The organism is Streptomyces sp. NPDC001709 (assembly GCF_053596375.1).
On the sequence record NZ_JBSFGB010000003.1, the window covers coordinates 65160 to 88359 of the forward strand.

The window sequence follows — 23200 nt, forward strand, 5'->3', positions numbered from 1 at the left end:
GTGTTGGCCCTGGTGACGCTGACCTGGATCCTGGTGGGCTGTCCGGTCGGCACCGCGTCGGCCGACGCCTGTGCGTCCGCCTCGACGGGCCCGGGCGGCACGGCGGCGGTGGCCTATGCGGGCGGCCACCACTGGCCGGCCCCGCCGCCCTGCCCGACACCCACCCCGCCCCCGTGCGCGTGCCCACCCACGCCCACTCCTACGCCGACACCGACCCCGTCGCCGAAACCGAAGCCCTCGCCGAAGCCCAAGCCGACTCCGCGGCCGACGCCGAAACCCGCGCCGAAACCGAAGCCGCCGGCCCGGCCCGACCCGGCTCCCCCGGCACCGCGGCCGGCACCGACACCCATCCCGGCCCCGGCGCCCACGTCCACGCCCTCGCCGAAGCCGAAGTCCACCCCGCGGCCCCCGGTGACCCCCGTGAGGTACCCGGCGTACCACCCGCACCCCGTCGCGCACACCGCGCCCGACCACACCACGCCGGTCACCTACGTCCTGCTCATCACCGTTCCGGCGATCGTCGCCGTCGCGGCCCTGCGCCCGCGCTGACGCGCCGGCCAGCTCACCTTCTGGAGGTATCCGTTGCCGGATTGGCTTGTTCTCGTCCTCGCGATGCTGGGGGCCTGTGCCGTGGTGGTGGTCATCACCCTGGTACGGCACAAGCGGGCTCCCGAGGACGAGGATCCCAACGAGACACCGGACGTCATCGAGTACATGACGATGTGGATCGGCGTCGTGTACGCCATCGTCCTGGGACTGGCCATCGCGGGCGTGTGGGAGGCCCGCAGCTCCGCCCAGGACCATGTGCAGTCCGAGGCCCAGGCGCTGCACGAGATCTCGGAGCGGGTCCGGGTCTATCCGGCGGACGTCCGTGACCGGATCCGCAGCGACGTCAACGCCTATGTCGCCTACGTCGTCGACCACGAGTGGACGACGATGTCCCACCACGAGCACGTCACCGACCGCGGCGCCCGGTTGCTGCAGAAGGTCCGCCAGGACGTCACCGACTACCAGCCGAAGAACGACTTCGAGGCGCAGGCCTACCAGCCGCTGCTGGACCAGATGGCCGCCGCCGACCAGGCGCGCAACGCGCGCGCCGACTCCACCGGGCCCACCATGCCGCCGGTGGTGTGGTGGGGGCTGCTCACCGGAGCGCTGGTCACCATCGGCATGGTGTTCGCGCTGCAGATCCGCCGCACCCGGCGCGAACTGGTCCTGGCCGGGCTGTTCTCCGCGACCATCGCGTTCATGCTGTTCCTCATCTGGGACTTCGACGCCCCCTACAGCCGGGGCATCGCGGTGACCGCGGGACCGTTCGTGAACATGTTCCCGGGCGTGACCGGATAGTCCGCACCGCTCGGCACCGGCAGGCCTTCGCCCCGGCTCCCGCGAGGGACCGGGGCGATCGCGTGTCGACGTGCGCCGTGCGAAGGGAACGGACCGGGCGACGGCGCGTCAGATCCGCTTCTCGTGCCGGCGGCGCAGCCAGTACGCACCGCCCCCGACGACCGCGAAGGTCACGAACCCGGCGCCGATGGCCATGTCGGCGGGCGTGGCGCCGGCGGATCTGCTGCCGACACCGCCCTGGACGCCGCCGAGCACGGTGAACGCGGCCGGGCGGATCAGGGTGCGGCCGTCGCAGCGGACCGTGAGGTCGTAGCGGCCGGGACGGGCGTCGCGGTCGATGCTGGTGCCGGCGTGTGAGGTGTCGTCGTGGAACGTGTCGAGCCGGGTGGTGGGGAAGGCACGGGAGGTCATGGTGCCGTGGGGGCAGCCGTCCACGGTGACGGTGAGCCGGCCCCCGCCCGGGAGCACTGTGGGGGTGGCGATGATGTTCCGCGGCCCGCCGTCGCCACGGCCCCTGGAGTCGTCGCCACGACTGCCGGAGTCGTCACCATGACCAAAGGCCCCGTTGTCGTCGCTCCCACCGAGGTCGTCCCCGCGGACCTGGTCACGGCCGATGTTTCCGACGCTGCCGCTGATGCCGTTACCCGGGTCGAAGTCCAGGATGTTGCCGGACGGGCCCCCGCCGTTACCGATGCCCGCGTTGCCGTCGGTGGGCCCGCCGCCGTTGCCCATGCCGTTCGCGACGGCCGCGGGGGCGGCGAGCCCGAGCACGGCGACCGCTGCGCACGCGGCCGCCAGGGCGCGTTGGTTTTGCATCTGATCCTCCGCGGGAGGCGCCCCGGGTCCGTACCCGGTGGCTCGGCGAGAAATCGCCTCCCGGAAAGACCCTCCGGCGCGCGGAACACGCCCGCATGTCGAGAATCGTCCGTCCTGGTGAGGCAACACGCCGAACGAAAAACACATAATCCGATATTGCCCCAGGTCACGGACCGTCAGAAACTTTCTCTGAACGGCAACTCGGATGGCGCACCGCGAAGGCCTCTGGCCACCCGTTCGCCGATCACCCCCGTCAACCGTCGCGCGCGCGGGACTTAGCGTTTCTCCATGAGCGATTGACCGCGGTGACGGCCCCGTCGAGAGGGGATGGCGAATGTATGCGTCCGGGCTGTGCGAGTTTGCCGAAGAGGAGGAGCGGCGGAGGAAGCGCGCCCCGTGGGGCGTGATGGCGCTTTTCCTGCTGACCGGCCTCGCGCTCATTCGGAATGGCTCGGGGGAGTTCGACGTCGGTCCGCCGCAGCCCGCCTCGGCCGCCGCCCCGGACACCCGTGCCGAGGCGGGCACCTTCGCCAAGGTGCCGATGCCGCTCGGGTTCTCCGCCGCCGACCGGGTCCGGATCCCGGTGATCCGGGTGAACGCGCCGGTCATGCCCGTCAGCCTGGACGCGGACGGCTGGATCGGCGCGCCGCCGCCGGACAACCCCAACCTGGCGGGCTGGTTCACCGGCGCGGTCTCCCCCGGCGAGAACGGCACCGCCGTCATCGTCGGGCACGTCGACAACAAACGCGGCCCCGCCGTGTTCTACGGACTCGGGGCCCTGAAGAAGGGAAACCGGATCGAGGTCCTACGCAAGGACGGAAGGACCGCGGTGTTCGAGACCTATGGAGTCGAGGTCTTCTCGAAGAGCGGATTTCCGGGCGCCCGGGTCTACGGCTCGAAGGGAGCACCGGAACTGCGGATCATCACCTGCGGCGGCGGTTTTTCCAAGCAGAACGGTTACGACGGGAATGTCGTCGCCTTCGCCCGCCTGGTCGCGGTGAACTGATTCCCACCGGGACCGGGCAGGCGAAGGCCCGGGAAAGGTGCGGAAAACCGTTACACGCGCCGGCGCGGCACGGTCATGTGGTATCCGGAGTCAAGGAGATAGGGCAGCCACTCCCGGATCGCGTGGACGGTTTGCGAACGGTCGCCCCCAGCGTCGTGGGAGAGCACCACGACCCCGGGGGCGGCGCCAGTCTCCACCCGGTCGATGATGGTGTCGGTACCGGGCTCCATCCAGTCGGTGGTGTCGACCGTCCAGGCCATCGGCTCCATGCCCATCTCGGCGCCCAGCTGGAACGCGGCCCGGTTCCAGGCGCCGTAGGGCGCACGGAACCACTGCGGGCGCTCGCCGTAGCTCTCCTCGATGACGTCGCTGGTGCTCGCCATCTCGTCGCGGATCTCCCGGCGGTTGAGGGTGGTCAGCAGCGGATGCGTCCAGGTGTGGTTGCCGACGACATGGCCCTCGTCGGCCATCCGGGCCACCAGTTCCTTGTTGTCGACGACACACTCGCCGCACAGGAAGAACATGGCCCGCACGTCGTACTCGGCGAGGGTGTCCAGGATGCGCGGGGTGTAGTCCGGGTTGGGGCCGTCGTCGAAGGTCAGCAGCATGTGCCGGCCGCGCCCGGAGATCTGCAGGATCGGCTCCTTGCGGACCTTCAGTTTCCGTGGCGCGGCTCGCGGCGGTGCGTCACCGGTGAGCGGCTGGAGCCGGAAGGCGGAGGACTTGGGCGCCTGACGGGCCTGTGGGCCGGGGACGGGGACGGCGGCGGTCCGTGTGGTCTCCTCGGCGCCGCCCGCCATGAGGACTCCGGCGGTACCCGCGGCCCCCAGCGCGGCGGCGCCGGCGAACAGCATCCCGCGCCGCGTGAACAACTGATCCTTCTGCATGACCCATCAGTCGCCCCACCAGGCTCCGGGGCAGTACAACGACACCGTTACGACGGCGGGAATACACCCGGACGGCCGAGTGCCAGGGGCGGTGGTGCCCCGCCGCGGAAGCTTCTGATAAGCAATCAGTCCGCAGCAAGTGCCATGACAGACACGGGGGTCGAGCCACGGTGGCCGCACACGGGGGAACGAACACGAACGGCATACCGCGCAGCGTGCTGGCGGTGGTGCTGCTGGCCGTCGCCCAGTTCCTGGTCGTCTTCGACACGACGGCGTTCGCGGTGTCGCTGCCGTTGGTCGCGCGCGACTGGGGGCTGGCCGTCGCCGGACTGACCTGGCTGCTGTCCGCGTACAGCGTGTGTTTCGCCGCGCTGCCGGTACTCGCGGGGGCCCTCGGCAGGGCCTTCGGGCAGCGGCGGGTGCTGATGGGCGGGCTCGTGCTGTCGAGCGTCGCCGCGGCGGCACCCGCGGTGTTCTCCGCCTCCTGGGTGCTGATGGCCTCGCGGGCGGTGCAGGGGATCGCGGCGGCGGCGATGACGGCCGGTGCGCTGGCCCTGATCGACGCGACGCATCCGGCGGGCCCGGACCGGGACCGGGCGCTCAACGTGCACTTCGCGGTCGTGGCCTGCGCCACTCCGGCAGCGCTCCTGCCGTGCACCCTGCTGCTGGACGCCTCGGAGTCGGAGAAGACGATCTTCTGGGTGCAGGCCGTGGCCGGGGTGCTGCTCCTGCTGCTGGTTCCGCTGGCGCTGGCCGAGTCCGCGCCGCGGCCGGGGGCCCGGCGCCAGGTGGGGGGTGCCGCGCTGGCGGTCGTGCCGCTGGGCTTCCTGGCCTGGTTCGCCGACTGGCTCGGCGACCGGAGCGTGTCCGCGACCACGGTCATCGTCATCGCCGTGGCCGGTGCGCTGGTGCCGTCCGTGCTGGGGTGGCTGGGCCGGGCGGAGCGCGTGCCGGAGCTGCTGGCCCGGCTGGACCGGGAGCGGGCCGCGTTCGGCGCCTACACGGTGGTGGCGCTGCTGGCGGCGGGCCTGTCCGGTGTCGTACTCGTCCTCTCCTTCGCCCTGCAGATGCTCGGCGGCCTCTCCCCGCTGCAGGTCGGCTGGGCCCTGCTGTCCGCCGTCGCCGGGGTGGTGCTGGGCTGCCTGGTGCTGCCCGGCCTCGCGGCCCGCGTCGGGCTCGGCGCCACGGTGGCCGGGGCCTGCGCCCTGTCGGCCGTCGGGTTCGCCCTCCTGGGCCGTCCGGGCGCGGGCTATCACTTCGCGGACGTCCTGCTGCCGCTGCTGCTGATCGCGTTCGGCTGCGGTGTGCTCGCGCTGCCCGTGGGCTTCGCGCGGTCCGGGAGCGGCGCGCTGCCCCGGGGGCTGAACTCGTCCCGGCAGTTCGGCGCCGGTCTGGGCGCGTCGCTGTTCGCCGGGATCGTCACGGTCGCCCAGCAGCGGGCGGGGACCCTCACCTTCCCCCGTAGGACGGCGTACGAGGCCGCCCTCTCGGGCGCGTTCCGCGACTGCTTCGAACTCGGTACGGCCCTGTGTCTGACCGCCGCGGCGATCGCCCTGCTGACCCTGCCCCGGCGCGGTGACCGGGTGTCCGCCGCAGACCCGGGCCTCAGCGGCGGCGCACCAGCGGGAACGGCAGGGTCTCCCGGATCGTCAGGCCGGTGAGGAACATCACGAGCCGGTCGACACCGATGCCGAGCCCGCCGGTCGGGGGCATCGCGTACTCCAGGGCCTCCAGGAAGTCCTCGTCCAGCTCCATGGCCTCCGGGTCGCCGCCGGCGGCCAGCAGTGACTGCTCGGTGAGGCGCCGGCGCTGTTCGACCGGGTCGGTCAACTCCGAGTAGGCGGTGCCGAGTTCGGTGCCGAAGGCGACGAGGTCCCAGCGCTCGGCGAGCCGCGGGTCGGTGCGGTGCTGCCGGGTCAGCGGGGAGACGTCGGTCGGGAAGTCCTTGTAGAAGGTGGGCAGTTGGGTGCGTTCCTCGACCAGCCGCTCGTACATCTCCAGGACGATGTCGCCGGGCCCGTCGTCGGCGGTGTACGGCACCCCGGCCCGGTCGCACAGCCGGTGCAGCCGCAGCAGTTCCGTGCCGGGGCCGATCTCCTCCCCCAGCGCCTCGGAGATCGCGCCGTGGACGGTCTTGACCGGCCACCGCCCGGAGATGTCGTGCTCCTGCCCGTCCTTGCGGGACACCGGGGAGCCGAAGGCGGCGGTCGCGGCGCCCTGGATCAGCTCGCGGGTGAGGTCGAGCATGACGTCGTAGTCGGCGTAGGCCTGGTAGGCCTCCAGCATCGTGAACTCGGGGTTGTGCTTGTAGGAGACGCCCTCGTTGCGGAAGGTGCGGCCCAGTTCGAAGACCTTCTCCAGGCCGCCGACGCACAGCCGTTTCAGATACAGCTCGGGGGCGATGCGCAGATAGAGGTCGAGGTCGTAGGCGTTGATGTGGGTGGTGAAGGGGCGGGCGTTGGCGCCGCCGTGGATCTGCTGCAGCATCGGGGTCTCGACCTCGACATAGCCGCGGTCCAGCAGGCCCTGGCGCAGGGCCTGTACGGCGGTGGAGCGGGCCCGGATCACGGCGCGGGCCGCGGGGCTGGTGGCGAGGTCGAGGTAACGGCGGCGGACTTTGGCCTCGGGGTCGGTGAGGCCGCGGCGTTTGTCGGGGAGCGGGCGCAGGCATTTGCCGGTGAGCTGCCAGGAGGTGACGAAGACGGTGGGTTCGCCCTTGTCGCTGCGGCCGGCGTGGCCGGTGGCGGTGATGTGGTCGCCGATGTCGGTGCCGGTGGTGAAGCGGTCGAGGGCGGTGCCCGAGGCGCTGCGGGTGAGGGCGATCTGGTGGTCGCCGGACCAGTCGCGCAGCACGGCGAAGACGATGCCGCCGAAGTCGCGGACCAGCATGAGCCGTCCGGCCACGGTGACGTCCCCGTCGGGGGGCACGTCGGCGAGGGCGTGGGTGGGGGCGGGCACGCCGACCGGGTAGGGGTCGGTGCCAGTGGCGCGCAGCGTGTCGAGCTTGTGGTGCCGGACGCGGACCTGATCGGGCAGGCCCGCGTCCGGGGCGGCGGGCCCGGCCCGGTCCCCTCCGACGAGGCCGAGCGCCGTCAGGGGCGGCAGCCCGACGGTGGTGGCGGGCCGCTGCCCGTCCTTCGGGTGCCCCTTTCCCCAGAGTTTGCGCAACGACGGTACGGAGACGAAGCCTTCGGCGATGCCGGAGGCCAGGCCGATGCGGGCGAGGGAGGCGGTGTCGCAGTAGCAGATGAACCGCGGGTACCACTCCGGGTGGTATTTGGCGTTGGAGCGGTACAGGGCCTCCAGTTGCCACCAGCGGGAGAAGAACAGCAGCAGGCGGCGCCAGAGCCGGAGGACGGGTCCGGCGCCGATGCGGGCGCCCTCCTCGAAGACGGACCGGAAGACCGCGAAGTTCAGCGAGATCCTGCGCACGCCCAGCTTGGGGGCGGCGGCGCACAGTTCGGCGACCATGAACTCCATGACCCCGTTGGGGGCGGCGCGGTCACGGCGCATCAGGTCCAGGGAGACGCCGTCGTCGCCCCAGGGGACGAAGGAGAGCAGGGCGAGGAGCCGGCCGTCCTCGCCGAGGGCCTCCACGAGCAGGCAGTTCCCGTCGGCGGGGTCGCCGAGCCGGTCCAGGGCCATGGAGAAGCCGCGCTCGGTCTCGGTGTCGCGCCAGGCGTCGGCCTTGTCGACGACCTCCTCCATCTCGTGTTCGGCGAGGGTGGCGTGGCGGCGGATGCGGCAGGTGGCGCCGGTGCGGCGGACCCGGTGCACGGCCTGCCGGGTCACCCGCATGTCGCGGCCGTCCAGGTCGAAGGAGGCCACCTGCACGATCGCCTCGTCGCCGAGCTGGAGGGCGCCGAGTCCGGCGCGGGCGTAGGCGCGGGCGCCGTCCTCGGAGGCGCCCATCACCGCGGGTGCCCATGCGTAGCGGCGGGCGAGGTCCAGCCAGGCGGCGATGGCGTGCGGCCAGGCCTCGGGGTCGCCGACGGGGTCGCCGCTGGCCAGGCAGACGCCGGCCTCGACGCGGTAGGTGATGGCGGCCTTGCCGCTGGTCGAGAAGACGACGGCCTTGTCGCGGCGGGTGGCGAAGTAGCCGAGGGAGTCCCGTTCGCCGTAGGCCGCCAGCAGGGCGCGGATGCGGGCCTCCTCGTCGTCGTGCAGGGCGGCTTCCAGCCGCTGGGAACGGAAGAGCGCGGCGGCGGCGTTGAGCAGGGCGAGGGCGCCGAGCAGGCCGAGCACGAAGGTGACCGCGCGCGGCGGGCGGCCGGAGAAGGAGCTGCCCGGGACCAGCCCGCCGCACACCCGGTCGGCCGCCCAGGCCAGGTGCTCGTTCGCCGGCAGTGTGCCCGGGAACAGCATGACCAGGCCCCAGCCCAGCAGGATGGCCACGGCGAGCCCGCCGAGCAGCACGGCGAGCGCCCGCCACACGGCACCGTGCCGGGAGGCGGCGTAGAACTCCCCGCGGGCCGCGACGAGCAGGAGCAGCAGCAGGGCGCACAGCACCAGCGACGGCAGCGACTGGGCGTACAGGCCGAGGCCCATGCCGAGCGCATCGGTGAGGACGAGCAGGCCGAGATAGACGACGACCAGCCACCAGGCGACCTTCTTGCGGGCGGCGGTGGCGCCGCCCAGCAGGAACAGGAAGACGGCGTAGGCCAGATTGGCGCTGATGGGCACCAGCAGCAGGTCGAGGGTGTGGACGACCGGACGGAGCACTCGGCGCAGCGGTTCGATGAGCGCGAGCAGGGCGCACAGCAGGCCGAGAGCGGCGAAGAGGGTCGCGAAGGCCTCGGGCACCCAGCCGAGCCGCCTGCCGGCGGGTGGGCGTGCCGGGGTCGTGGGGTCGCTCCGTGCGGCGGGCGCCGCGCTGGCGGTCATGGTTCCGACTCTAGGAAGGGGGCGCCCGGCTCGCCCGTCGAGACGGCACTCCCGCTCCTGCCGCGCGACCGGCGGCCGCCCCCGTGGAGCGGTCGTGCGTCCCGGTGCGCGACGGCCCCGCCTCGCTGCGGGAACCGTTGGTTCCGATAGCCTCGCGCCGTGACGGAACAGGATGCGCACTCGCCCTCGCACCCACAGTTCGAGCGGGGTACGGACGGGCCGAAGGTCATCGTGGTCGGGGTGGACGGCTCCGACTCCTCGCTGCGCGCCGCGGCGTACGCGGGCGGCCTGGCCCGGCGCCAGCACGCGCTGCTGGCGGTGGTGTACGTGCAGCCGGTGCTGGCCGCCGGGGCGGCGCTCGGGGCGCCGGTGGCGGAGACGACCGACGAGATCGCCGAGGACCTGGTCGCGTACATCCGGGAGGCGGCCGAGCGGGTCAAGGGGATATTCGAGGTGCGCTGGGAGTTCCACACCTTCCGCGGCGACCCCTACAACGGGCTGGTCAAGGCGGCCGACGAGCTGAAGGCGGACGCGGTGGTCGTGGGCGCCTCGGAGCAGGCCGGGCACCGGATCATCGGTTCTGTCGCGGTGCGGCTGGTGAAGGCGGGGCGCTGGCCGGTGACGGTCGTTCCGTAGCCTCCCGTTCCCGCAGCAGCAGGGGTGGCGTCGCCAGGAGCAGGACGCCGGCCAGGGCGATGGCGGCGCGTGGGCCGGTGAGGCTCGCCAGCAGGCCCCACAGGGCGGTCAGGGCGGCCGTGGTGGCCTTGCCGGTGATCGACCAGGCGGTCAGGGTGCGGGCGACCCGGTCGTTCGGGGTGCACTCCAGGCGGCGGGTGGCGGACACCGGGTTGTAGACGCCCGAGCAGGTGATCACGCCGAACTCCACGGCCATCACCAGCAGCAGGCCGGGCAGCCCGGGCCGGACGAAGGCCAGGCCGAGGGGCCAGACGGCCCGCAGGGTGCCCGCGGTGCGCAGTACCCGCCGCTGCCCGTACCGGGTGACGAGCGGGCGCGTCACCCGGGAGCCGAGGAGGCCGCCGAGGCAGGGCACGGCGAAGGCGAGGCCGTACTGCCAGGGGGTGAAGCCGAGCGGGCCGAGCATGAGGACGGCCAGCGGCGGCATGGCGACCATGATCAGGGCGTTGGCCGCGAGGTTGTTGAAGAACAGCGGCCGCAGGGCCGGGCTGCTCAGGATGTGCCGCCAGCCGTCGAGCAGGTCGGCGGCCCGCAGGCGCTCGGCGCCGGGGCGCTCGACGCCGGGGCGCTCGACGCCGGGGCGCTCGGGGCGCGGCTCGCCGCCGCCGACGGCCCGGATGCCGAGCGCCGACAGCAGAAAGCTGACCGCGTTCGCCACGACCGTGGTGACCGGGCCGAGCAGGCCGATCGCGGCGCCGCCGAGGGGCGGTCCGAGGACCAGGGCGGTCCAGTTCGTGGACTCGAACCGGGAGTTCGCGGTGAGCAGCCCGTCGGCGGGTACGAGCGTCTTCAGGAAGGCGCCGGAGGCCGCGTTGAAGGTGATGTCGGCCGCCGCGACGATCACGGACACGAGCAGCAGCTGACCGAGGCCGAGCCCGCCGAGCGCGTAGGCGGCGGGGATGGTCAGCAGGGCGGCGAACCTGACCAGGTCCATCGCCATCATCACCGGCCGCTTGCGCCGGAACTCCACCCACGGCCCGAGCGGCATCGCCGCCACGGCGCCCACCGCCGGCCCGGTCGCGGCGAGCAGCGCCACCTCGGCCGGCCCGGCGTGCAACGCGAGGACCGCGATCACCGAGAACGCGTCGAAGGCGAGATAGGTGCCAAGAGCACTCACCGCATAGGCGCTCCACAGCCACCCGAACTGCCGACCCAGCTTCACGCACGACCTCCCGTTGTCCCGGGACATGAAATCCAGCAGGCCGGGCCGGGATCAAACAACCGGCAGTACAGCAGACACAACCGATGGTTGTACGCGTAGGCTGTGCCGCGTGGATCTCAAGGCCGTGCGCACCTTCGTCACCGTGGTGGACACCGGGCAGTTCCAGGAGGCCGCGGCCGTCCTCGGCATCACCCAGCAGGCTGTCTCCAAGCGGATCGCGGCCTTGGAGAAGGACCTCGGGGTGCGGCTGTTCACCCGGACCGCACGCGGGGCGGAGCCGACCATCGACGGGCAGGCGTTCCTGCCGCACGCGCGGGAGCTGCTGACGGCCGAGGAGCGGGCCCTCGCCTCGGTCCGGCCGGGACGGCGCGCGCTGCGCGTCGACGTGATCGGGGCCCGGCTGGCCCCGGCGGCCCTACTGCGGGAGTTCCACGAGGCGCGGCCCGAGACGGCCCTCGACGTGGTGACGCTCTTCGACGCGAGCACGGCCCTGGCCGCCGTGCGCGCGGGCACCATCGACGCGACCATCCGCGCGGTCACCACACGGCTTCCCGACGGACTGCGGTCCGTCCGGGTGCTGGACGAGCCGGTGCAGCTGCTCACCGGAGCGCGGCACCCGCTCGCCGGGGCCCGGTCGGTGACACCGGCGCAGCTGGCCGGGCACCGGATCTGGATGCCGGGCCTCCTGGACGGCACCGAGTGGGCCGCCTACTACACGACCCTCGCCGCCGAGTTCGGGCTGACCATCGACTCGGTCGTCCCCGGACTCGGCGGGGAGCCGCTGCTCGACGCGGTCGCCGGCTCCGCCTCGCTCGCCACCTTCGTCGCCGAGCGGATCCAGCTCTCCCGGCCCGCCGGGCACGATCTGCGGCGCATCCCGCTCACCGACCCGACGCCGGTCTACCCGCACTCCCTGGTCTGGGCCGCGGACAACGCGCATCCGGGACTCGCCGCGCTGCGCGCCCACCTCACCGCCCGGCCGCCCGCCCGGCCCGCGTCCCGCGCCTGGACCCCGGCCTGGGCCGTGCGTGGCGTCTTCCCTGCGAGCCGCCCCTGAGCCATCATGATCCGCCGTCAGCCGTTGCCGTCGGCGAAGAGGTGAGGCACATGGCCAGGCTCCGCGCGGGTGAGGGGATTCTCCGCCGCAAACCCATCGAGCACATCGAGGAGACCGAGGTCGGCGAGGGCACCCGGCTCGACCGGTCCCTCGGCCTGTGGCAGCTCACCGCCATCGGTGTGGGCGGCATCATCGGCGCCGGCATCTTCACGCTGGCCGGCACGGTGGCCAACGGCACGGCGGGCCCCGCGGTGCTGGTGTCGTTCCTGATCGCCGGTGTGGCGAGCGCCTGTGCGGCGCTGTCGTACGCCGAGTTCGCCGGGCTGATCCCGAAGGCGGGATCGGCGTACACCTACGGCTATGCGGTGCTGGGCGAGTTCGCGGGCTGGTTCATCGGCTGGGACCTGCTGCTGGAGTACACGGCGATCGTGGCCGTCGTCGCGATCGGCATCTCCGGCTACTTCGGCTTCCTGGTCGAGGAGATGGGCGCGAAGCTGCCGCGCTGGATGCTGGGGGCGCCGGGCACCGGGTCAGGGCACCGGGTGGACCTGTTCGCGGTCGTGCTGTGCCTGCTGATCGCCTGGCTGCTGAACCTGGGCATCCGCAGCGCGGCCCGCTTCGAGACCTTCGTGGTGGCGCTGAAGGTGCTGGTGGTGCTGCTGGTGATCGGGGTGGGCGTGTTCCACATCGACTCGGCGCACTACCACCCGTTCTTCCCGTTCGGTATCGGAGGCGCCTTCACCGGTGCGGCCACCGTGTTCTTCGCGGTGTTCGGCTACGACGCCATGTCGACGGCGGCCGAGGAGTCGAAGGACGCGCAGCGGCACATGCCGAAGGCGATCATCTACTCGCTGGTGATCTCGATGGTGCTGTACGTGGCGGCCTGTCTGGTGCTCACGGGCATGCAGGACTACAAGCACATCGACCCGGAGAGCGGCTTCTCCAGCGCGTTCAAGTCGGTGGGCCTGAACGCGCTCGCGGACGTGATCGCGGTGGGCGCGATCATCGGCATCCTCACCGTGATGTTCACGTTCATGCTGGGCGTGACCCGGGTCTGGTTCTCCATGTCCCGTGACGGTCTGCTGCCCACCTGGTTCGCGAAGACCCATCCGACGCGGCACGTGCCCACCCGGGTGACCTGGATCGTCGGGGTGGCCTCGGCCGCCATCGCCGGGTTCGTCCCGATCGGCTCGGCGGCCCAGCTGACCAACATCGGCATCCTGCTGGCGTTCGTGGTGGTGTGCGCGGCGGTGATCGTGCTGCGCTACCGGCACCCGGAGCTGCCGCGTACCTTCCGTACGCCGTGGATGCCGGTCGTGCCCGCGCTGGGCTGTGTCTTCTCGATCTGGCTGATCACGTTTCTGCAGTGGGAGACCTGGGTGCGGTTCGCCGTGTGGTTCGTGATCGGGTGCGTGATCTACTTCGGCTACTCCTACAAGCGCTCGGTGCTGGCCGAGGTGCGGCCCGCCGATTGAGCACCGGCTGATCACTCCGCCATGACCAGGCCGTCCTTGGCGGCGCCCCGGCTGAGCACCACGTCCCGGATGCGGTCGCGCACCCCCTGCAGTTCGGCGCCGTCGTCGATGGCCCGGTTGAGGTTCACGACCCGTCCGGCGTCGAGGTCGTAGCGCTGCGGGACGAACTCGGCCCTGGTGACCTGCCACCGGGCGCCCGGCCTCCTGGGCGGGGCGAAGGTGAAGCGGCCGATGGTGGACTCGTTGCCGCGCGAGTCCCGCACGCCCTGGGTGTTGTACATCTCGCCGGCGATCTGGTCGCCCAGGCCGTAGACCACCCAGGTGCCGTTGATCTTCTCGTACGCCTGCGGGATGTGGGCGTGGGTGCCGAGGATCAGGTCGATGTCGGGGCGGCCGCCGGTGGTAGAGGCGGTGAGCCGGCGGGCGAGGCCGAGCTGCAGCCGGTCCGGCTCCTGCTGCCATTCGGTGCCCCAGTGCACGGAGACCACGACCACGTCGGCGCCGGCCCGCCGCGCGGCGCGGGCGTCGGCGATCATCCGGTCCGGGTCGATCAGGTCGACCGCCCAGGGCGGGCCGGAGGGCAGCGGGGTGCCGGTGGTGCCGAAGGTGTACGCCAGGTGCGCGACCTTGGCGGCGCCGGCCTTCAGGATCGTGACCGAGTGGGCCTCGGCCTCGCTGCGGGCGGTGCCGGCGTGCTTCAGGCCGGCCTCGTCCATGGCGTCGAGGGTGCGGCGGACACCGTCGGTGCCGTCGTCCAGGGAGTGGTTGGAGGCGGTGGAGCAGCCGTCGTAGCCGGTCGCGGCGAGCGCCCGGGCGATCTGCGGCGGCGACTTGAAGGCGGGGTAGCCGGAGTAGTCGCCGTCGGCGCCATAGACGGCGTCCATGTGACACAGCGCCAGATCGGCGTGGGACACGACCCGTTCCACGCCGGCGAGCATGGGCCGGAAGTCGTAGCTGCCGTCGTCGGAGTCGTGGGCCGCCCGGTCGATGACGGACGTGTGCGGCAGGACGTCACCGGAGGCGACGAGCGTGAAGCCGCGGGCGGCCCCGGAGGGGGCCGGGTGCCCGGATTTCTCGCGCTCGTGGTTCTGGCAGGCGGCCGCGGCCGCGAGGACGGCGGTGAGGGCCAGGGCCACCTGTTGCCTGCGTCCGATCATCAGCTCACCCCAGAACAGTCGTATTTACCGACAAAGCCCTGACGGGCATATGGGTACGAATCTGACTCCTCGGATAAACAGCCCAGGCACTGTCGTTAGCCCATCCGGTGCCGCGCCGGACCGTTCGTCCGACCGTTCGCCGACGCGATCGACCGTCCGTCGCAGAGCCGTGCGCGCGCCCTGTCGCGCGGCCGCACCCTGCGTTGCCATACGGCCATGACGGCCGGAACCTCACTCATCCACGGGACGGCGGCACCGGCCCACGGGACGACGACCGCCGAACACGAACTGGCCGCGCTCCAGCGGGAGCACGGCCGCCCCCTCTTCGCCCTGCTGCTCAGGCTCTGCGACGGCGACCGGCAGCGTGCCGAGGACCTCGCCCAGGAGACCCTGGTGCGCGCCTGGCAGCATCCCGAGGCCCTGCACGCCGACGGCTTCGGCTCCGTACGGCCCTGGCTGCTGACGGTCGCCCGGCGGCTCGCGATCGACGCCCGGCGGGCCCGGCAGGCACGGCCCCCGGAGACCGGCGAGGAGATCCCCGAGAACGCGCGGGTGACCGCCGATCACGCCGAACGGGCCGCCGCGATGCTCGATGTCCGGGAGGCTGTGAAGACACTCACGCCGGAGCACCGTGACGTACTGGTACTCGTGTATTTCCGCGGGGCCAGTGTGGCGGAAGCGGCGCAGACCCTGGGCGTTCCACCCGGTACCGTGAAGTCCCGCGCGTATTACGCGCTGCGCGCGCTGCGCCGGGTCCTTCCGGGTTATGCGGCCGACCTGCACTGAAACCGGCCGCAGGGCAAAGCTCTCGCAAAGCGCCTTGCTGTGGCCCCCGTTCGGGCAATGGGCTGTCCTCATCCGCGTTCCGGGCGGGGAGCCGGGGCCGCGGCCCCGACCAAGGCTCGGGCGACGCGCACGCACCGGAGGAAGGGCAGGAAGGGATGCTGCACAGAGGGCACGAGAGCACGGACGGCACCGACGGCGGTGAACTGGCCGTCCCCATGGCTTGGTTGTACGCCGAGTACATCGCCGACGAGCTGCTGCGCACCGGCGATCTGATGCCGCCGACGTCCTTCGAGTTCCGGGCCGGCCGGGACGCGCTGGCGCTCACCGTCTTCCTGTCCGACACCGACGGGGAGCTGTCCGGTGTCCGGGTGATCTCCCAGCTGGAGAACTGGCTGTCCCTGACCGCCTACGACCAGCCGTGGCGGGACTGGGTGGGCGAGCGCATGGCCGAGCTGGCCGACCGGGACGAGCGGTCCGGCACCGCCTCGCCCGACCTGGCCCTCGCGGCGGACGCCTGGCGCTGGCTGGAGGAGACCGAGCTGCTCGCGCCGGACCTGGACGCGGTGCCGGGCGGCGGCGCGCCGGGCGGCGAGGACGACGGGCCGAAGGTGTGGACACCGGCGTGGCAGCTCGGGCTGCCCCTCGGGCACCTCGCGATCCACCTGTTCTGACCGTCCGGCCCGGCCGCTTCCGAAGTTTTTCGGAATCGGACCAATCCGCGGGCCGCGCGGCTCCGAATCTCTTGTCCGGGATTCTGTGGTGGCTTGAGTGATTCGGCTGTCGGCTGCGTACGGATGGGTGCACGGAGTAACCCCACCCGCACCCATCGGCACGAGGATTCGGCATGAGGTCCCTGGAAAGGCATCGCGACGTCGGCGCGTACGCGCTCGGCGTGCTGGACGAGGCGGAGGCCTTCCGCTTCGAGGACCACCTCATGGAGTGCTCTCAGTGCGCGGCACAGGTCACCGAATTCGGTCCGGCCACACGGCAGTTGATGCTCTACCGCCGGGCCACGCCGCGCTTTGTGCACCCCATGACCCAGCCCGGTCCCCGGCTGCTGGACCGGCTGCTCGGCGAGGTCGCGCACCGGCAGCGGGTGCGCCGTCGGCGCTTTCTGTACGGCCTGGCCGCCTCCGTGGTGCTGGCCGTGGGCGGTACGGGGGTCATGGCCTTCGTCGGCCATGAGAAGCCGGCCGCGCACATCACCGCGGCGACCGATGCGAGGACCGGGGTGTGGGCCGAGGTCACGGCCGACGAGGGGGACACGGGCAGCCGGCTGCTCCTGCGGGTGAAGGACGGCACCGGGCCGCACGCCTGCCGGCTCGTCGTCGTGGGCCGCGACGGCTCCGAGGAGGTCGCGGGCACCTGGATGGAACCCGGCCACGACGCCGGCACCTTCACCGCGCTCGGGTCCTCCACGATGCACCCCGGCGACATCGCCCGCTACGACGTGCGCACCACGGACGGGCAGCACCTGGTGTCCGTCGACGCGTCCTAGCCGGCTCGGCCGGGCTCATTTCAGCAGCCGGGACAGCCTTCGGTCCGCCAGGGGCCTGCCGCCCGTCTGGCAGGTCGGGCAGTACTGCAGCGAGGAGTCGCTGAAGGAGACCTCGCGGATGGTGTCGCCGCACACCGGGCAGGGTTCGCCGGTGCGGCCGTGGACGCGCAGGCCGCTCTTCTTCTCGGCCTTGAGCCGTCCGGCGGCCACCCCCCGGGAGCGCTCGACCGCCTCGGTGAGCGTGGTGCGCAGCGCCTCGTGGAGCCGGTGGGTCTCCTGTGGGGTCAGGGAGGCGGCGAGCTTGAACGGGGACATCCTCGCGGCGTGCAGGATCTCGTCGCTGTAGGCGTTGCCGACACCCGCGATCAGGGACTGGTCCCGCAGGGCGCCCTTGAGCCGGCGTCTCTCGTCCTTGAGCAGGGCGGCGAAGCGGTCCTCGGTGAAGTCGGCGGCGAGCGGGTCCGGGCCGAGGCGGGCGATGCCCTCGATCTGCAGCGGATCACGAACGACGTACACCGCGAGGCGTTTCTGGGTGCCGGCCTCGGTGAGGTCGAAGCCCTCGCCGGTCTCCAGCGCCACGCGCAGCGCGAGGGGGCCCTTGCCCGGCTTGGGCAGGCCGTCCGGCAGCCGGTCCTTCCACTGCAGCCAGCCCGCGCGGGCCAGGTGGGTCACCAGATGCAGCCCGCTGGACGCCGCCAGGTCCAGGAACTTGCCGTGCCGGTGCACGGCCGTCACCTCGCCGCCCTCGAAGGCGGTGACCGGAGGGTCGTACGTCTTCAGGACGCTGACGGCGACCGGCAGCACCCGCGCCACCCGGCGGCCGACCAGGTGCTCGGCGAGGAAGTCCCTGAGCGCTTCGACCTCGGGCAGTTCCGGCATACGTCAAGAGTGCCATCGGGGACCGACAACGCACCCCCGGCGATGTCGCGCGCCGGGTCAGGCGGCCTGGCGGAACTCGCACCACACCGCCTTGCCGGCGCCCCGCGCCTCCACGCCCCACACGTCGGCCAGCCGTTCCACGAGCAGCAGGCCCCGGCCGGAGACGCCCTCCTCCCCCGCCTCACGGCGGCGCGGCAGGGCGCTGGAGGAGTCCTCGACCTCGATCCGCAGCCTGCGGCCACCGTCGTCGAGGGCCCGCAGGGTCACGATCGCGGAGCCCTCGGTGTGCATCAGCGCGTTGGTGATCAGCTCGTCCGCGACCAGTTCGATCTCGTCGGCGCGGTCGCGGTAGCCCCAGGAACGTACGGCGGCCCTTATCAGGTGCCGGGCCTGGGCGAGGTCCTCCGGGTCGCCGGGTGCCACGTGCTGCTGCAGCCGGCCGCCGGCCTGCGGGGCCACCGGGACGCGCCGGCGCAGCAGGAGCAGCGCCACGTCGTCGTCGCCGCCGCGCTCCTCGGCCAGCTGGATCAGCCGGTCGGCGAGCTCGCGCACGTCCTCGGGACCGCCCGCGACGAGCCTGGTGAGGTGGCGCATGCCGTCGTCGAGGTCGGTGCCGGGCCGTTCGATGAGCCCGTCGGTGCACAGCAGCAGGGTGTGACCGGGGTCGAGTTCGAGGGTGGAGACGGGGTAATCCAGCCGGCCGAACTCGGCGGACAGGCCGAGCGGCAGCCCGCCCTCGACCGGGGCCCGGCGGCAGGTGCCGTCGGTGTGCCGGAGCAGCGGGTCGATGTGCCCGGCGCGCACCGCCTGCACGACTCCGGTGGCCAGGTCGGCCTCGGCGTACAGGCAGGTGGCGAAGCGGTCCGTGTCGAGTTCGTGGAGGAAGACGGAGGCGCGGGCCATCACGGCGGCCGGGGTGTGTCCCTCGGCGGCGTAGGCGCGCAGCACGATCCGCAGCTGGCCCATGACGGCCGCCGCGTGGGTGTCGTGGCCCTGTACGTCGCCGATGACCGCGCCGACCCGGCCGCCGGGCAGCGGGATCAGGTCGTACCAGTCGCCGCCGATGTCCCGGCCCGCAGCGGCCGACCGGTAGCGGACCGCGATGTCGGCGCCGCGGACGCTGGGGATGGTGCGCGGGAGCATGGCCTGCTGGAGGCCCTGGGCCAGGTCCTTCTCCTGCTCGTAGAGCATGGCCCGCTGCAGGCTCTGCGCGACGCTGCTGCCGAGGGCGACCAGGACGGCGCGCTCCTCGGCGGAGAAGCCGCGCCGGTCGCTGTAGAGCAGGCCCATCCCGCCGATCGGGCGGGCCTGGGCGATCAGGGGGAGGTAGGCGGCCGAGGTGATGTGCAGGTCGGTGATGTGCGGCCAGAGGATCGGATAGCCCTCGGCGAACTCCTGCGGGGACTCGATGAACCGCGGGCGGAGCGTGCGGACGACCTCGCTGATCGGGTACGGCTCGTCGATCCGGGTGACCTGGGTGCCGGGGACGGAGGCACCGGCGGGGCCCTCGGCGACGAGCCGGATCCGGCCGGCCTCCACCAGCCCCATCACCAGGCTGGCGGCGCCGAGGTGGCGGATGCCGTGGGTGTCCTTGAGGGCGTCGATGACGTCCTGGACGCTGCGGGCGTGGGCGAGGGCGGCGGAGACGGCCTGGACGACATTGGTCTGCCGGCGGAACGCCTCGTCCTGGGCCGTGCGCAGGCTGTGCGCCTCGCTGTCGGCGAGTTCCTCGGTGGCGTCACGGACGATGCCGAAGACCCGGCGCGGGCGGCCGGTGTCGTCGCGGCGGATGTAGCCCTGGGTGTGGGTCCAGCGCGGGGTGCCGTCGCGGCGGCGGATGCGGAAGTAGGCCCCGTAGTTCTCGCTGCCGTCCTTGATGGCCCGGGCCACGACCGCGTCCATCCGGGCGGCCTCGGGCTGCGGCACCCGGACGGCGAGGGACTCGGGGCGTCCGTCGTACTCATCGGGCAGCAGGTCGAACACCTCGTACGCCTGGGCGTCCATGTGGAACAGGCCCGTGTCCAGGTCCCAGTCGAAGCTGCCCATGCGGTTGAGCGCCAGGATCGGGTCCGGGTGGGCGGGCCAGTCCTCCGGGAGTGACATGGCGCTCGCTACCCGCTCTGCCATGGGCCCACCTTGCCAGGATTTATCCGATTATTCGACCTGGTCGTCCGGGCTCCCGGGCGTGAGCGGCCGGTACGGGGGGCTCAGCCGGCGGGGAGGTCCTCGGCGGCGTCGGTGGGCCCGGGGGTGTCGAGCGGGCCGACCTCGTCGAGCGGGCCGATCTCGTCGGGCGCGTCGGGAGCGCTGGGCGGAATGCCGCCGGGCGTGACGGGGACGCCGGACGGAAGGTCGTCGGGCGCGTCCGGGGTGAGATCCAGGGACGACGGCAAGGGCTGCGGGTCCGTCACACCTGGGGCCGGGCCGCTCGGTCCGGCGGACCCGTCCGGTGGTGTCGGGGTGGCGGCCGCGGGCGGTCTGCCGGCCGTACCCGGAGAGGATCCCGGCGGGGTCTGCTGGGGGCTGGGCAGGGTGAGATACGGCGGTGCGGTGGCCGTGGGAGCGGTGTCCGCCGGGTCGGGGCTGCCGTCGGGCACGGCGGTGGTGGCCCCGGCGGGAGCCGGCACGATCTGGTCGTCGCGCACGTCGCGACCGATCCGGCGTTCGATCCAGGTACGCGTCTCGGCGTTGACGATGGTGATGCTGGTGACGGCCCGGGCGGCCGGGGCCACCGCGATCACCTGGTCCGGCCGGTAGCCGGACCAGGCACTGCCGCGGGCGCCGAAGCCGCCGCGGGCCGGCGCGGGCGAGCCCAGCGGGTTGCCGCAGCCGCAGCGCACCCGCGGTAGCCCCCTGTTGTCGACCAGGACGGCGGTGCCCGCCTGGAGCACGGCCTGGTAGCCGACCGGCTGCCCGTCGCGGTAGCCGTGGTTGGTCACCCAGGTGTCGGCGCGCAGCACGACCGGGGTCAGGCCGTGCAGATACCCGGGGAGGCCGCCGACGGAGACACCGGCCGCGCGGGCGAAGGCGGCACCCCGGGACCGGTCCGCCGCCAGGTACCCGATCTGCCGCTCGACGTCACAGTCGGCGACGTGTGCGGTGCCGCCGTAGAGGCCGGGGGTGGCGCCGGACAGGACGCGCATCGCACGCAGGGGTGCGACGAGAAACGCGGCGCGCAGCGCCGACCGGGGAGACGCGGAGCCGGGCGGTCCGGTGGCGGTGGCCGTGGGCTCGGCCGTGCCGGTATGCGCGGGCGCCCTGGGGTCGGCACTCGCGCGACCCGGCACTGCCGGCGCGGCGGTCGCGGTGACTGTGGAACCCGTGAAGGGGTCGGGCCCCTGGGCCACGGCGGGCAGGAGGTAGACCTGCTCGCCCACCCGGGCCTCCTTCACGCCGGGACGGGCACAGCCGGCGACGAGGAGCGCCACCGAGAGGGCCCAGGCCGTGACGATGGATCCGGCGGGTATCCGCACCGTACACTCCGCATCACTGTGGGTAACTTCTCCCTATTGTGTGCATTGCGCCCGTTTGGCTGGCAACTCGGGGGAGGTCATGATGAAGATGACACCGGCGGTTTGGCCGCGACGAAGGGCGCGCAGCCGTGAACTGGTTCACCGCTCCCGACTACTGGCTGAGCCGGCTGGTCTTCCAGCGGGCTCTGGCCGCCGTGTACCTGGTCGCGTTCTTGACGGCGGCCCGGCAGTTCCGGGCCCTGCTGGGCGAGCGCGGCATGCTGCCGATCCCCCGCTTCCTGGCGTGGGCGCCCTTCAAACGGGCGCCGAGCCTGTTCCATCTGCACTACTCCGACCGCTTCTTCGCGGGCTGCGCCTGGACCGGGTGCGCGGTGTCGGCGGCGCTGCTCGCCGGCGCGGACTCCCTGCTGCCGCTGTGGGCCGGGATCCCGCTGTGGCTGGTGCCATGGGCGCTGTACCTGTCGATCGTCAACGTGGGCCAGACGTGGTACGCGTTCGGCTGGGAGTCGCTGCTGCTGGAGACCGGGTTCCTGGCCGCGTTCCTCGGCAACGACGAGGTGGCGCCGCCGATCGTCGTGCTGTTCCTGCTGCGCTGGATCCTGTTCCGGGTCGAGTTCGGCGCCGGGCTGATCAAGCTGCGGGGCGACGCGTGCTGGCGGAAGCTGACCTGCCTGTACTACCACCACGAGACACAGCCCATGCCGGGCCCGCTGAGCTGGTTCTTCCACCATCTGCCGAAGCCGCTGCACCGGGTGGAGGTGGCCGCCAACCACGTCACGCAACTGGTCGTACCGGTGCTGCTGTTCACGCCGCAGCCGATCGCCTCGGCCGCCGCCGCCCTGATGATCGTCACCCAGCTGTGGCTGGTGCTGTCCGGCAACTTCTCCTGGCTGAACTGGATCACCATCGTGCTCGCCCTGTCCGCGCTGCGGTTCCCCGGGGCCGCGCCGTCCGTGCCGGCGGCGCCGCTGTGGTACGAGGTGCTGGTGCTCGCGGTGGTCGCGCTGCTGCTCTTCCTGAGCTACCACCCGGTGCTGAACATGATCTCCCGCCGCCAGGTCATGAACCGCTCCTTCGACCCGTTGCACCTGGTGAACACCTACGGCGCTTTCGGCAGCGTCAGCCGGGTCCGCTACGAGGTGGTCGTCGAGGGCACGCTGGACGACGTACCGCGCGCGGACTCGGACTGGCGGGAGTACGAGTTCCGGGGCAAGCCCGGGGACACCCGCCACTGGCCACGCCAGTTCGCCCCCTACCACCTGCGGCTGGACTGGCTGATGTGGTTCGCGGCGCTGTCCCCGGGCTATGCCGGCGACTGGTTCGGGGGTCTGGTGGAACGCCTGCTGGAGAACGACCGCGACACCCTGCGCCTGCTGCGCCGCTCCCCCTTCCCCCCGGACACCCCGCCCCGTTACATCCGGGCCCGTCTCTTCCGCTACCGCTACACCACCTGGCGGGAGCTGCGGGACACCGGGGCGTGCTGGGAGCGGACGTACGTCCGGGAGTACCTGCCGCCGACGCGGCTGGCGGCGATGGCCGGGCGGTCGTGACCGGGTCCTGTCACCTGTCCGCGGGTGCCTGGTGGGTCCGGGTCCGATAGCGGCTGCGGAACTCGGCCAGCAGCTCGTCGGTCGCCTCGGCCCCGGCACTCACGGCGGCGTGCACGTCGCGGAAGTAGTCTTCGTAACCGGCCGGGGTGTACAGGCACAGTGCGCGCGCCGGGACCGGGCCGGCATTGCGGAAGCCGTGCGGGGTGCCGCGGGTGGCGGCGAGCAGGTGTCCGGGGCCGGCCGTCACCTCTGCGTCGCCGGTGTGGAGCGTCAACTCGCCCTCGAGGACGTAGAAGTACTCGTCGTGTCCCTCGTGCACGTGCGGCCTGGCACCTATGGTGCCGGGGGCGAGGCTGAACTCCTCGAAGGCGAAGTGCCCGCCCGTGTGCTCACCGGTGAGCCGGAAGAAGTGCGCGACACCGGCGACGTCTATGAGTTCACCGTCCTCGGGAGCGCGCAGCAACGGAGCGGCGGGAGTGCGGGGCTGATGATCGGTCATGCCGATCATTGTGAAGTACGCGTCACCG

Annotated in this window: 21 protein-coding genes; 11 read left to right on the plus strand and 10 right to left on the minus strand. The window is 72.6% G+C overall.

What is annotated here, in order from left to right:
- Nucleotides 1–113: 113 nt before the first annotated feature.
- Nucleotides 114–398, minus strand: coding sequence for a hypothetical protein (locus tag ACWC0C_RS05465; RefSeq protein WP_450861800.1), 285 nt, complete (start codon nucleotides 396–398; stop codon nucleotides 114–116).
- 22 nt (nucleotides 399–420) lie between these two features.
- On the opposite strand from ACWC0C_RS05465, the gene ACWC0C_RS05470 reads away from it, so the two are divergent.
- Nucleotides 421–549: a hypothetical protein gene (locus ACWC0C_RS05470; protein ID WP_449196880.1), complete on the plus strand. Its 129-nt coding sequence runs from the start codon at nucleotides 421–423 to the stop codon at nucleotides 547–549.
- Nucleotides 550–582: 33 nt separating this feature from the next.
- On the plus strand, nucleotides 583–1347 hold the full coding sequence (locus ACWC0C_RS05475) for a bestrophin-like domain (RefSeq protein ID WP_449196879.1): 765 nt from the start codon (nucleotides 583–585) through the stop codon (nucleotides 1345–1347).
- Between the two features lie 108 nt (nucleotides 1348–1455).
- On the opposite strand, the gene ACWC0C_RS05480 is transcribed toward ACWC0C_RS05475, so the two are convergent.
- Nucleotides 1456–2163 carry a hypothetical protein gene (locus ACWC0C_RS05480; RefSeq protein WP_450861802.1) on the minus strand — a complete coding sequence of 236 codons (708 nt, stop codon included), beginning with the start codon at nucleotides 2161–2163 and terminating at the stop codon, nucleotides 1456–1458.
- 334 nt (nucleotides 2164–2497) lie between these two features.
- On the opposite strand from ACWC0C_RS05480, the gene ACWC0C_RS05485 reads away from it, so the two are divergent.
- On the plus strand, nucleotides 2498–3169 hold the full coding sequence (locus tag ACWC0C_RS05485) for a class F sortase (RefSeq protein WP_450861804.1): 672 nt from the start codon (nucleotides 2498–2500) through the stop codon (nucleotides 3167–3169).
- 50 nt (nucleotides 3170–3219) lie between these two features.
- On the opposite strand, the gene ACWC0C_RS05490 is transcribed toward ACWC0C_RS05485, so the two are convergent.
- Complete coding sequence (locus ACWC0C_RS05490) at nucleotides 3220–4056, minus strand: polysaccharide deacetylase family protein (RefSeq protein WP_450861805.1); 837 nt, start codon at nucleotides 4054–4056, stop codon at nucleotides 3220–3222.
- A gap of 170 nt (nucleotides 4057–4226) precedes the next feature.
- On the opposite strand from ACWC0C_RS05490, the gene ACWC0C_RS05495 reads away from it, so the two are divergent.
- Nucleotides 4227–5717, plus strand: a complete 1491-nt coding sequence (locus tag ACWC0C_RS05495; RefSeq protein WP_450861806.1) for an MFS transporter — start codon at nucleotides 4227–4229, stop codon at nucleotides 5715–5717.
- Here ACWC0C_RS05495 and lysX read toward each other — a convergent pair.
- Nucleotides 5662–8940, minus strand: a complete 3279-nt coding sequence (lysX, locus tag ACWC0C_RS05500; protein WP_450861808.1) for a bifunctional lysylphosphatidylglycerol synthetase/lysine--tRNA ligase LysX — start codon at nucleotides 8938–8940, stop codon at nucleotides 5662–5664. The two genes, ACWC0C_RS05495 and lysX, sit on opposite strands and share 56 nt — an antisense overlap.
- Before the next feature lie 159 nt (nucleotides 8941–9099).
- Between lysX and ACWC0C_RS05505 the strand changes: the two genes are divergently transcribed.
- Complete coding sequence (locus tag ACWC0C_RS05505; protein WP_450861810.1) at nucleotides 9100–9576, plus strand: universal stress protein; 477 nt, start codon at nucleotides 9100–9102, stop codon at nucleotides 9574–9576.
- Here the strand turns inward: ACWC0C_RS05505 and ACWC0C_RS05510 are convergent.
- Complete coding sequence (locus ACWC0C_RS05510) at nucleotides 9512–10825, minus strand: MFS transporter (RefSeq protein ID WP_450861812.1); 1314 nt, start codon at nucleotides 10823–10825, stop codon at nucleotides 9512–9514. The two genes, ACWC0C_RS05505 and ACWC0C_RS05510, sit on opposite strands and share 65 nt — an antisense overlap.
- An 82-nt stretch (nucleotides 10826–10907) precedes the next feature.
- Between ACWC0C_RS05510 and ACWC0C_RS05515 the strand changes: the two genes are divergently transcribed.
- Together ACWC0C_RS05515 and ACWC0C_RS05520 are read left to right on the plus strand one after the other, a co-directional pair.
- A complete protein-coding gene (locus tag ACWC0C_RS05515) occupies nucleotides 10908–11855 on the plus strand; it encodes a LysR family transcriptional regulator (RefSeq protein WP_450861813.1) in 948 nt (315 codons plus the stop codon).
- Nucleotides 11856–11905: 50 nt separating this feature from the next.
- Complete coding sequence (locus ACWC0C_RS05520; protein ID WP_450861815.1) at nucleotides 11906–13330, plus strand: amino acid permease; 1425 nt, start codon at nucleotides 11906–11908, stop codon at nucleotides 13328–13330.
- 11 nt (nucleotides 13331–13341) lie between these two features.
- On the opposite strand, the gene ACWC0C_RS05525 is transcribed toward ACWC0C_RS05520, so the two are convergent.
- Nucleotides 13342–14487 (minus strand): CapA family protein, encoded by a 1146-nt coding sequence (locus tag ACWC0C_RS05525; protein ID WP_450861817.1) that lies wholly within the window; start codon nucleotides 14485–14487, stop codon nucleotides 13342–13344.
- 216 nt (nucleotides 14488–14703) lie between these two features.
- Between ACWC0C_RS05525 and ACWC0C_RS05530 the strand changes: the two genes are divergently transcribed.
- The 3 genes from ACWC0C_RS05530 to ACWC0C_RS05540 all read left to right on the plus strand — a co-directional run bounded on the left by ACWC0C_RS05530 (nucleotide 14704) and on the right by ACWC0C_RS05540 (nucleotide 16771).
- A complete protein-coding gene (locus tag ACWC0C_RS05530) occupies nucleotides 14704–15273 on the plus strand; it encodes a sigma-70 family RNA polymerase sigma factor (protein ID WP_449196868.1) in 570 nt (189 codons plus the stop codon).
- A 155-nt stretch (nucleotides 15274–15428) separates the two neighbouring features.
- Nucleotides 15429–15944: a hypothetical protein gene (locus ACWC0C_RS05535; RefSeq protein ID WP_450861818.1), complete on the plus strand. Its 516-nt coding sequence runs from the start codon at nucleotides 15429–15431 to the stop codon at nucleotides 15942–15944.
- 173 nt (nucleotides 15945–16117) lie between these two features.
- On the plus strand, nucleotides 16118–16771 hold the full coding sequence (locus tag ACWC0C_RS05540) for a zf-HC2 domain-containing protein (protein ID WP_449196866.1): 654 nt from the start codon (nucleotides 16118–16120) through the stop codon (nucleotides 16769–16771).
- A 15-nt stretch (nucleotides 16772–16786) separates the two neighbouring features.
- On the opposite strand, the gene ACWC0C_RS05545 is transcribed toward ACWC0C_RS05540, so the two are convergent.
- The 3 genes from ACWC0C_RS05545 to ACWC0C_RS05555 form a co-directional block, all read right to left on the minus strand.
- Entirely contained in the window at nucleotides 16787–17650 is an 864-nt protein-coding gene (locus ACWC0C_RS05545; RefSeq protein WP_450861820.1) for an Fpg/Nei family DNA glycosylase, read from the minus strand.
- A 57-nt stretch (nucleotides 17651–17707) separates the two neighbouring features.
- Entirely contained in the window at nucleotides 17708–19777 is a 2070-nt protein-coding gene (locus ACWC0C_RS05550) for a SpoIIE family protein phosphatase (RefSeq protein ID WP_449196864.1), read from the minus strand.
- 80 nt (nucleotides 19778–19857) lie between these two features.
- Nucleotides 19858–21123, minus strand: a complete 1266-nt coding sequence (locus ACWC0C_RS05555; RefSeq protein ID WP_450861822.1) for a DUF6777 domain-containing protein — start codon at nucleotides 21121–21123, stop codon at nucleotides 19858–19860.
- A 128-nt stretch (nucleotides 21124–21251) separates the two neighbouring features.
- Between ACWC0C_RS05555 and ACWC0C_RS05560 the strand changes: the two genes are divergently transcribed.
- Entirely contained in the window at nucleotides 21252–22673 is a 1422-nt protein-coding gene (locus ACWC0C_RS05560) for a lipase maturation factor family protein (RefSeq protein ID WP_449196862.1), read from the plus strand.
- A 10-nt stretch (nucleotides 22674–22683) separates the two neighbouring features.
- Here the strand turns inward: ACWC0C_RS05560 and ACWC0C_RS05565 are convergent, their stop codons facing one another.
- On the minus strand, nucleotides 22684–23172 hold the full coding sequence (locus tag ACWC0C_RS05565) for a cupin domain-containing protein (protein WP_449196861.1): 489 nt from the start codon (nucleotides 23170–23172) through the stop codon (nucleotides 22684–22686).
- Nucleotides 23173–23200 lie beyond the last annotated feature (28 nt).

Excerpts from the sequence above, each read along its gene's own strand:
- ACWC0C_RS05480 (WP_450861802.1), bottom strand. The coding sequence starts at position 2,163 with ATGCAAAACCAACGCGCCCTGGCGGCCGCGTGCGCAGCGGTCGCCGTG.
- ACWC0C_RS05485 (WP_450861804.1), top strand. The coding sequence starts at position 2,498 with ATGTATGCGTCCGGGCTGTGCGAGTTTGCCGAAGAGGAGGAGCGGCGG.
- ACWC0C_RS05490 (WP_450861805.1), bottom strand. The coding sequence starts at position 4,056 with ATGCAGAAGGATCAGTTGTTCACGCGGCGCGGGATGCTGTTCGCCGGC.
- lysX (WP_450861808.1), bottom strand. The coding sequence starts at position 8,940 with ATGACCGCCAGCGCGGCGCCCGCCGCACGGAGCGACCCCACGACCCCG.
- ACWC0C_RS05510 (WP_450861812.1), bottom strand. The coding sequence starts at position 10,825 with ATGTCCCGGGACAACGGGAGGTCGTGCGTGAAGCTGGGTCGGCAGTTC.
- ACWC0C_RS05520 (WP_450861815.1), top strand. The coding sequence starts at position 11,906 with ATGGCCAGGCTCCGCGCGGGTGAGGGGATTCTCCGCCGCAAACCCATC.
- ACWC0C_RS05525 (WP_450861817.1), bottom strand. The coding sequence starts at position 14,487 with ATGATCGGACGCAGGCAACAGGTGGCCCTGGCCCTCACCGCCGTCCTC.
- ACWC0C_RS05530 (WP_449196868.1), top strand. The coding sequence starts at position 14,704 with ATGACGGCCGGAACCTCACTCATCCACGGGACGGCGGCACCGGCCCAC.
- ACWC0C_RS05535 (WP_450861818.1), top strand. The coding sequence starts at position 15,429 with ATGCTGCACAGAGGGCACGAGAGCACGGACGGCACCGACGGCGGTGAA.
- ACWC0C_RS05540 (WP_449196866.1), top strand. The coding sequence starts at position 16,118 with ATGAGGTCCCTGGAAAGGCATCGCGACGTCGGCGCGTACGCGCTCGGC.
- ACWC0C_RS05545 (WP_450861820.1), bottom strand. The coding sequence starts at position 17,650 with ATGCCGGAACTGCCCGAGGTCGAAGCGCTCAGGGACTTCCTCGCCGAG.
- ACWC0C_RS05550 (WP_449196864.1), bottom strand. The coding sequence starts at position 19,777 with ATGGCAGAGCGGGTAGCGAGCGCCATGTCACTCCCGGAGGACTGGCCC.
- ACWC0C_RS05565 (WP_449196861.1), bottom strand. The coding sequence starts at position 23,172 with ATGACCGATCATCAGCCCCGCACTCCCGCCGCTCCGTTGCTGCGCGCT.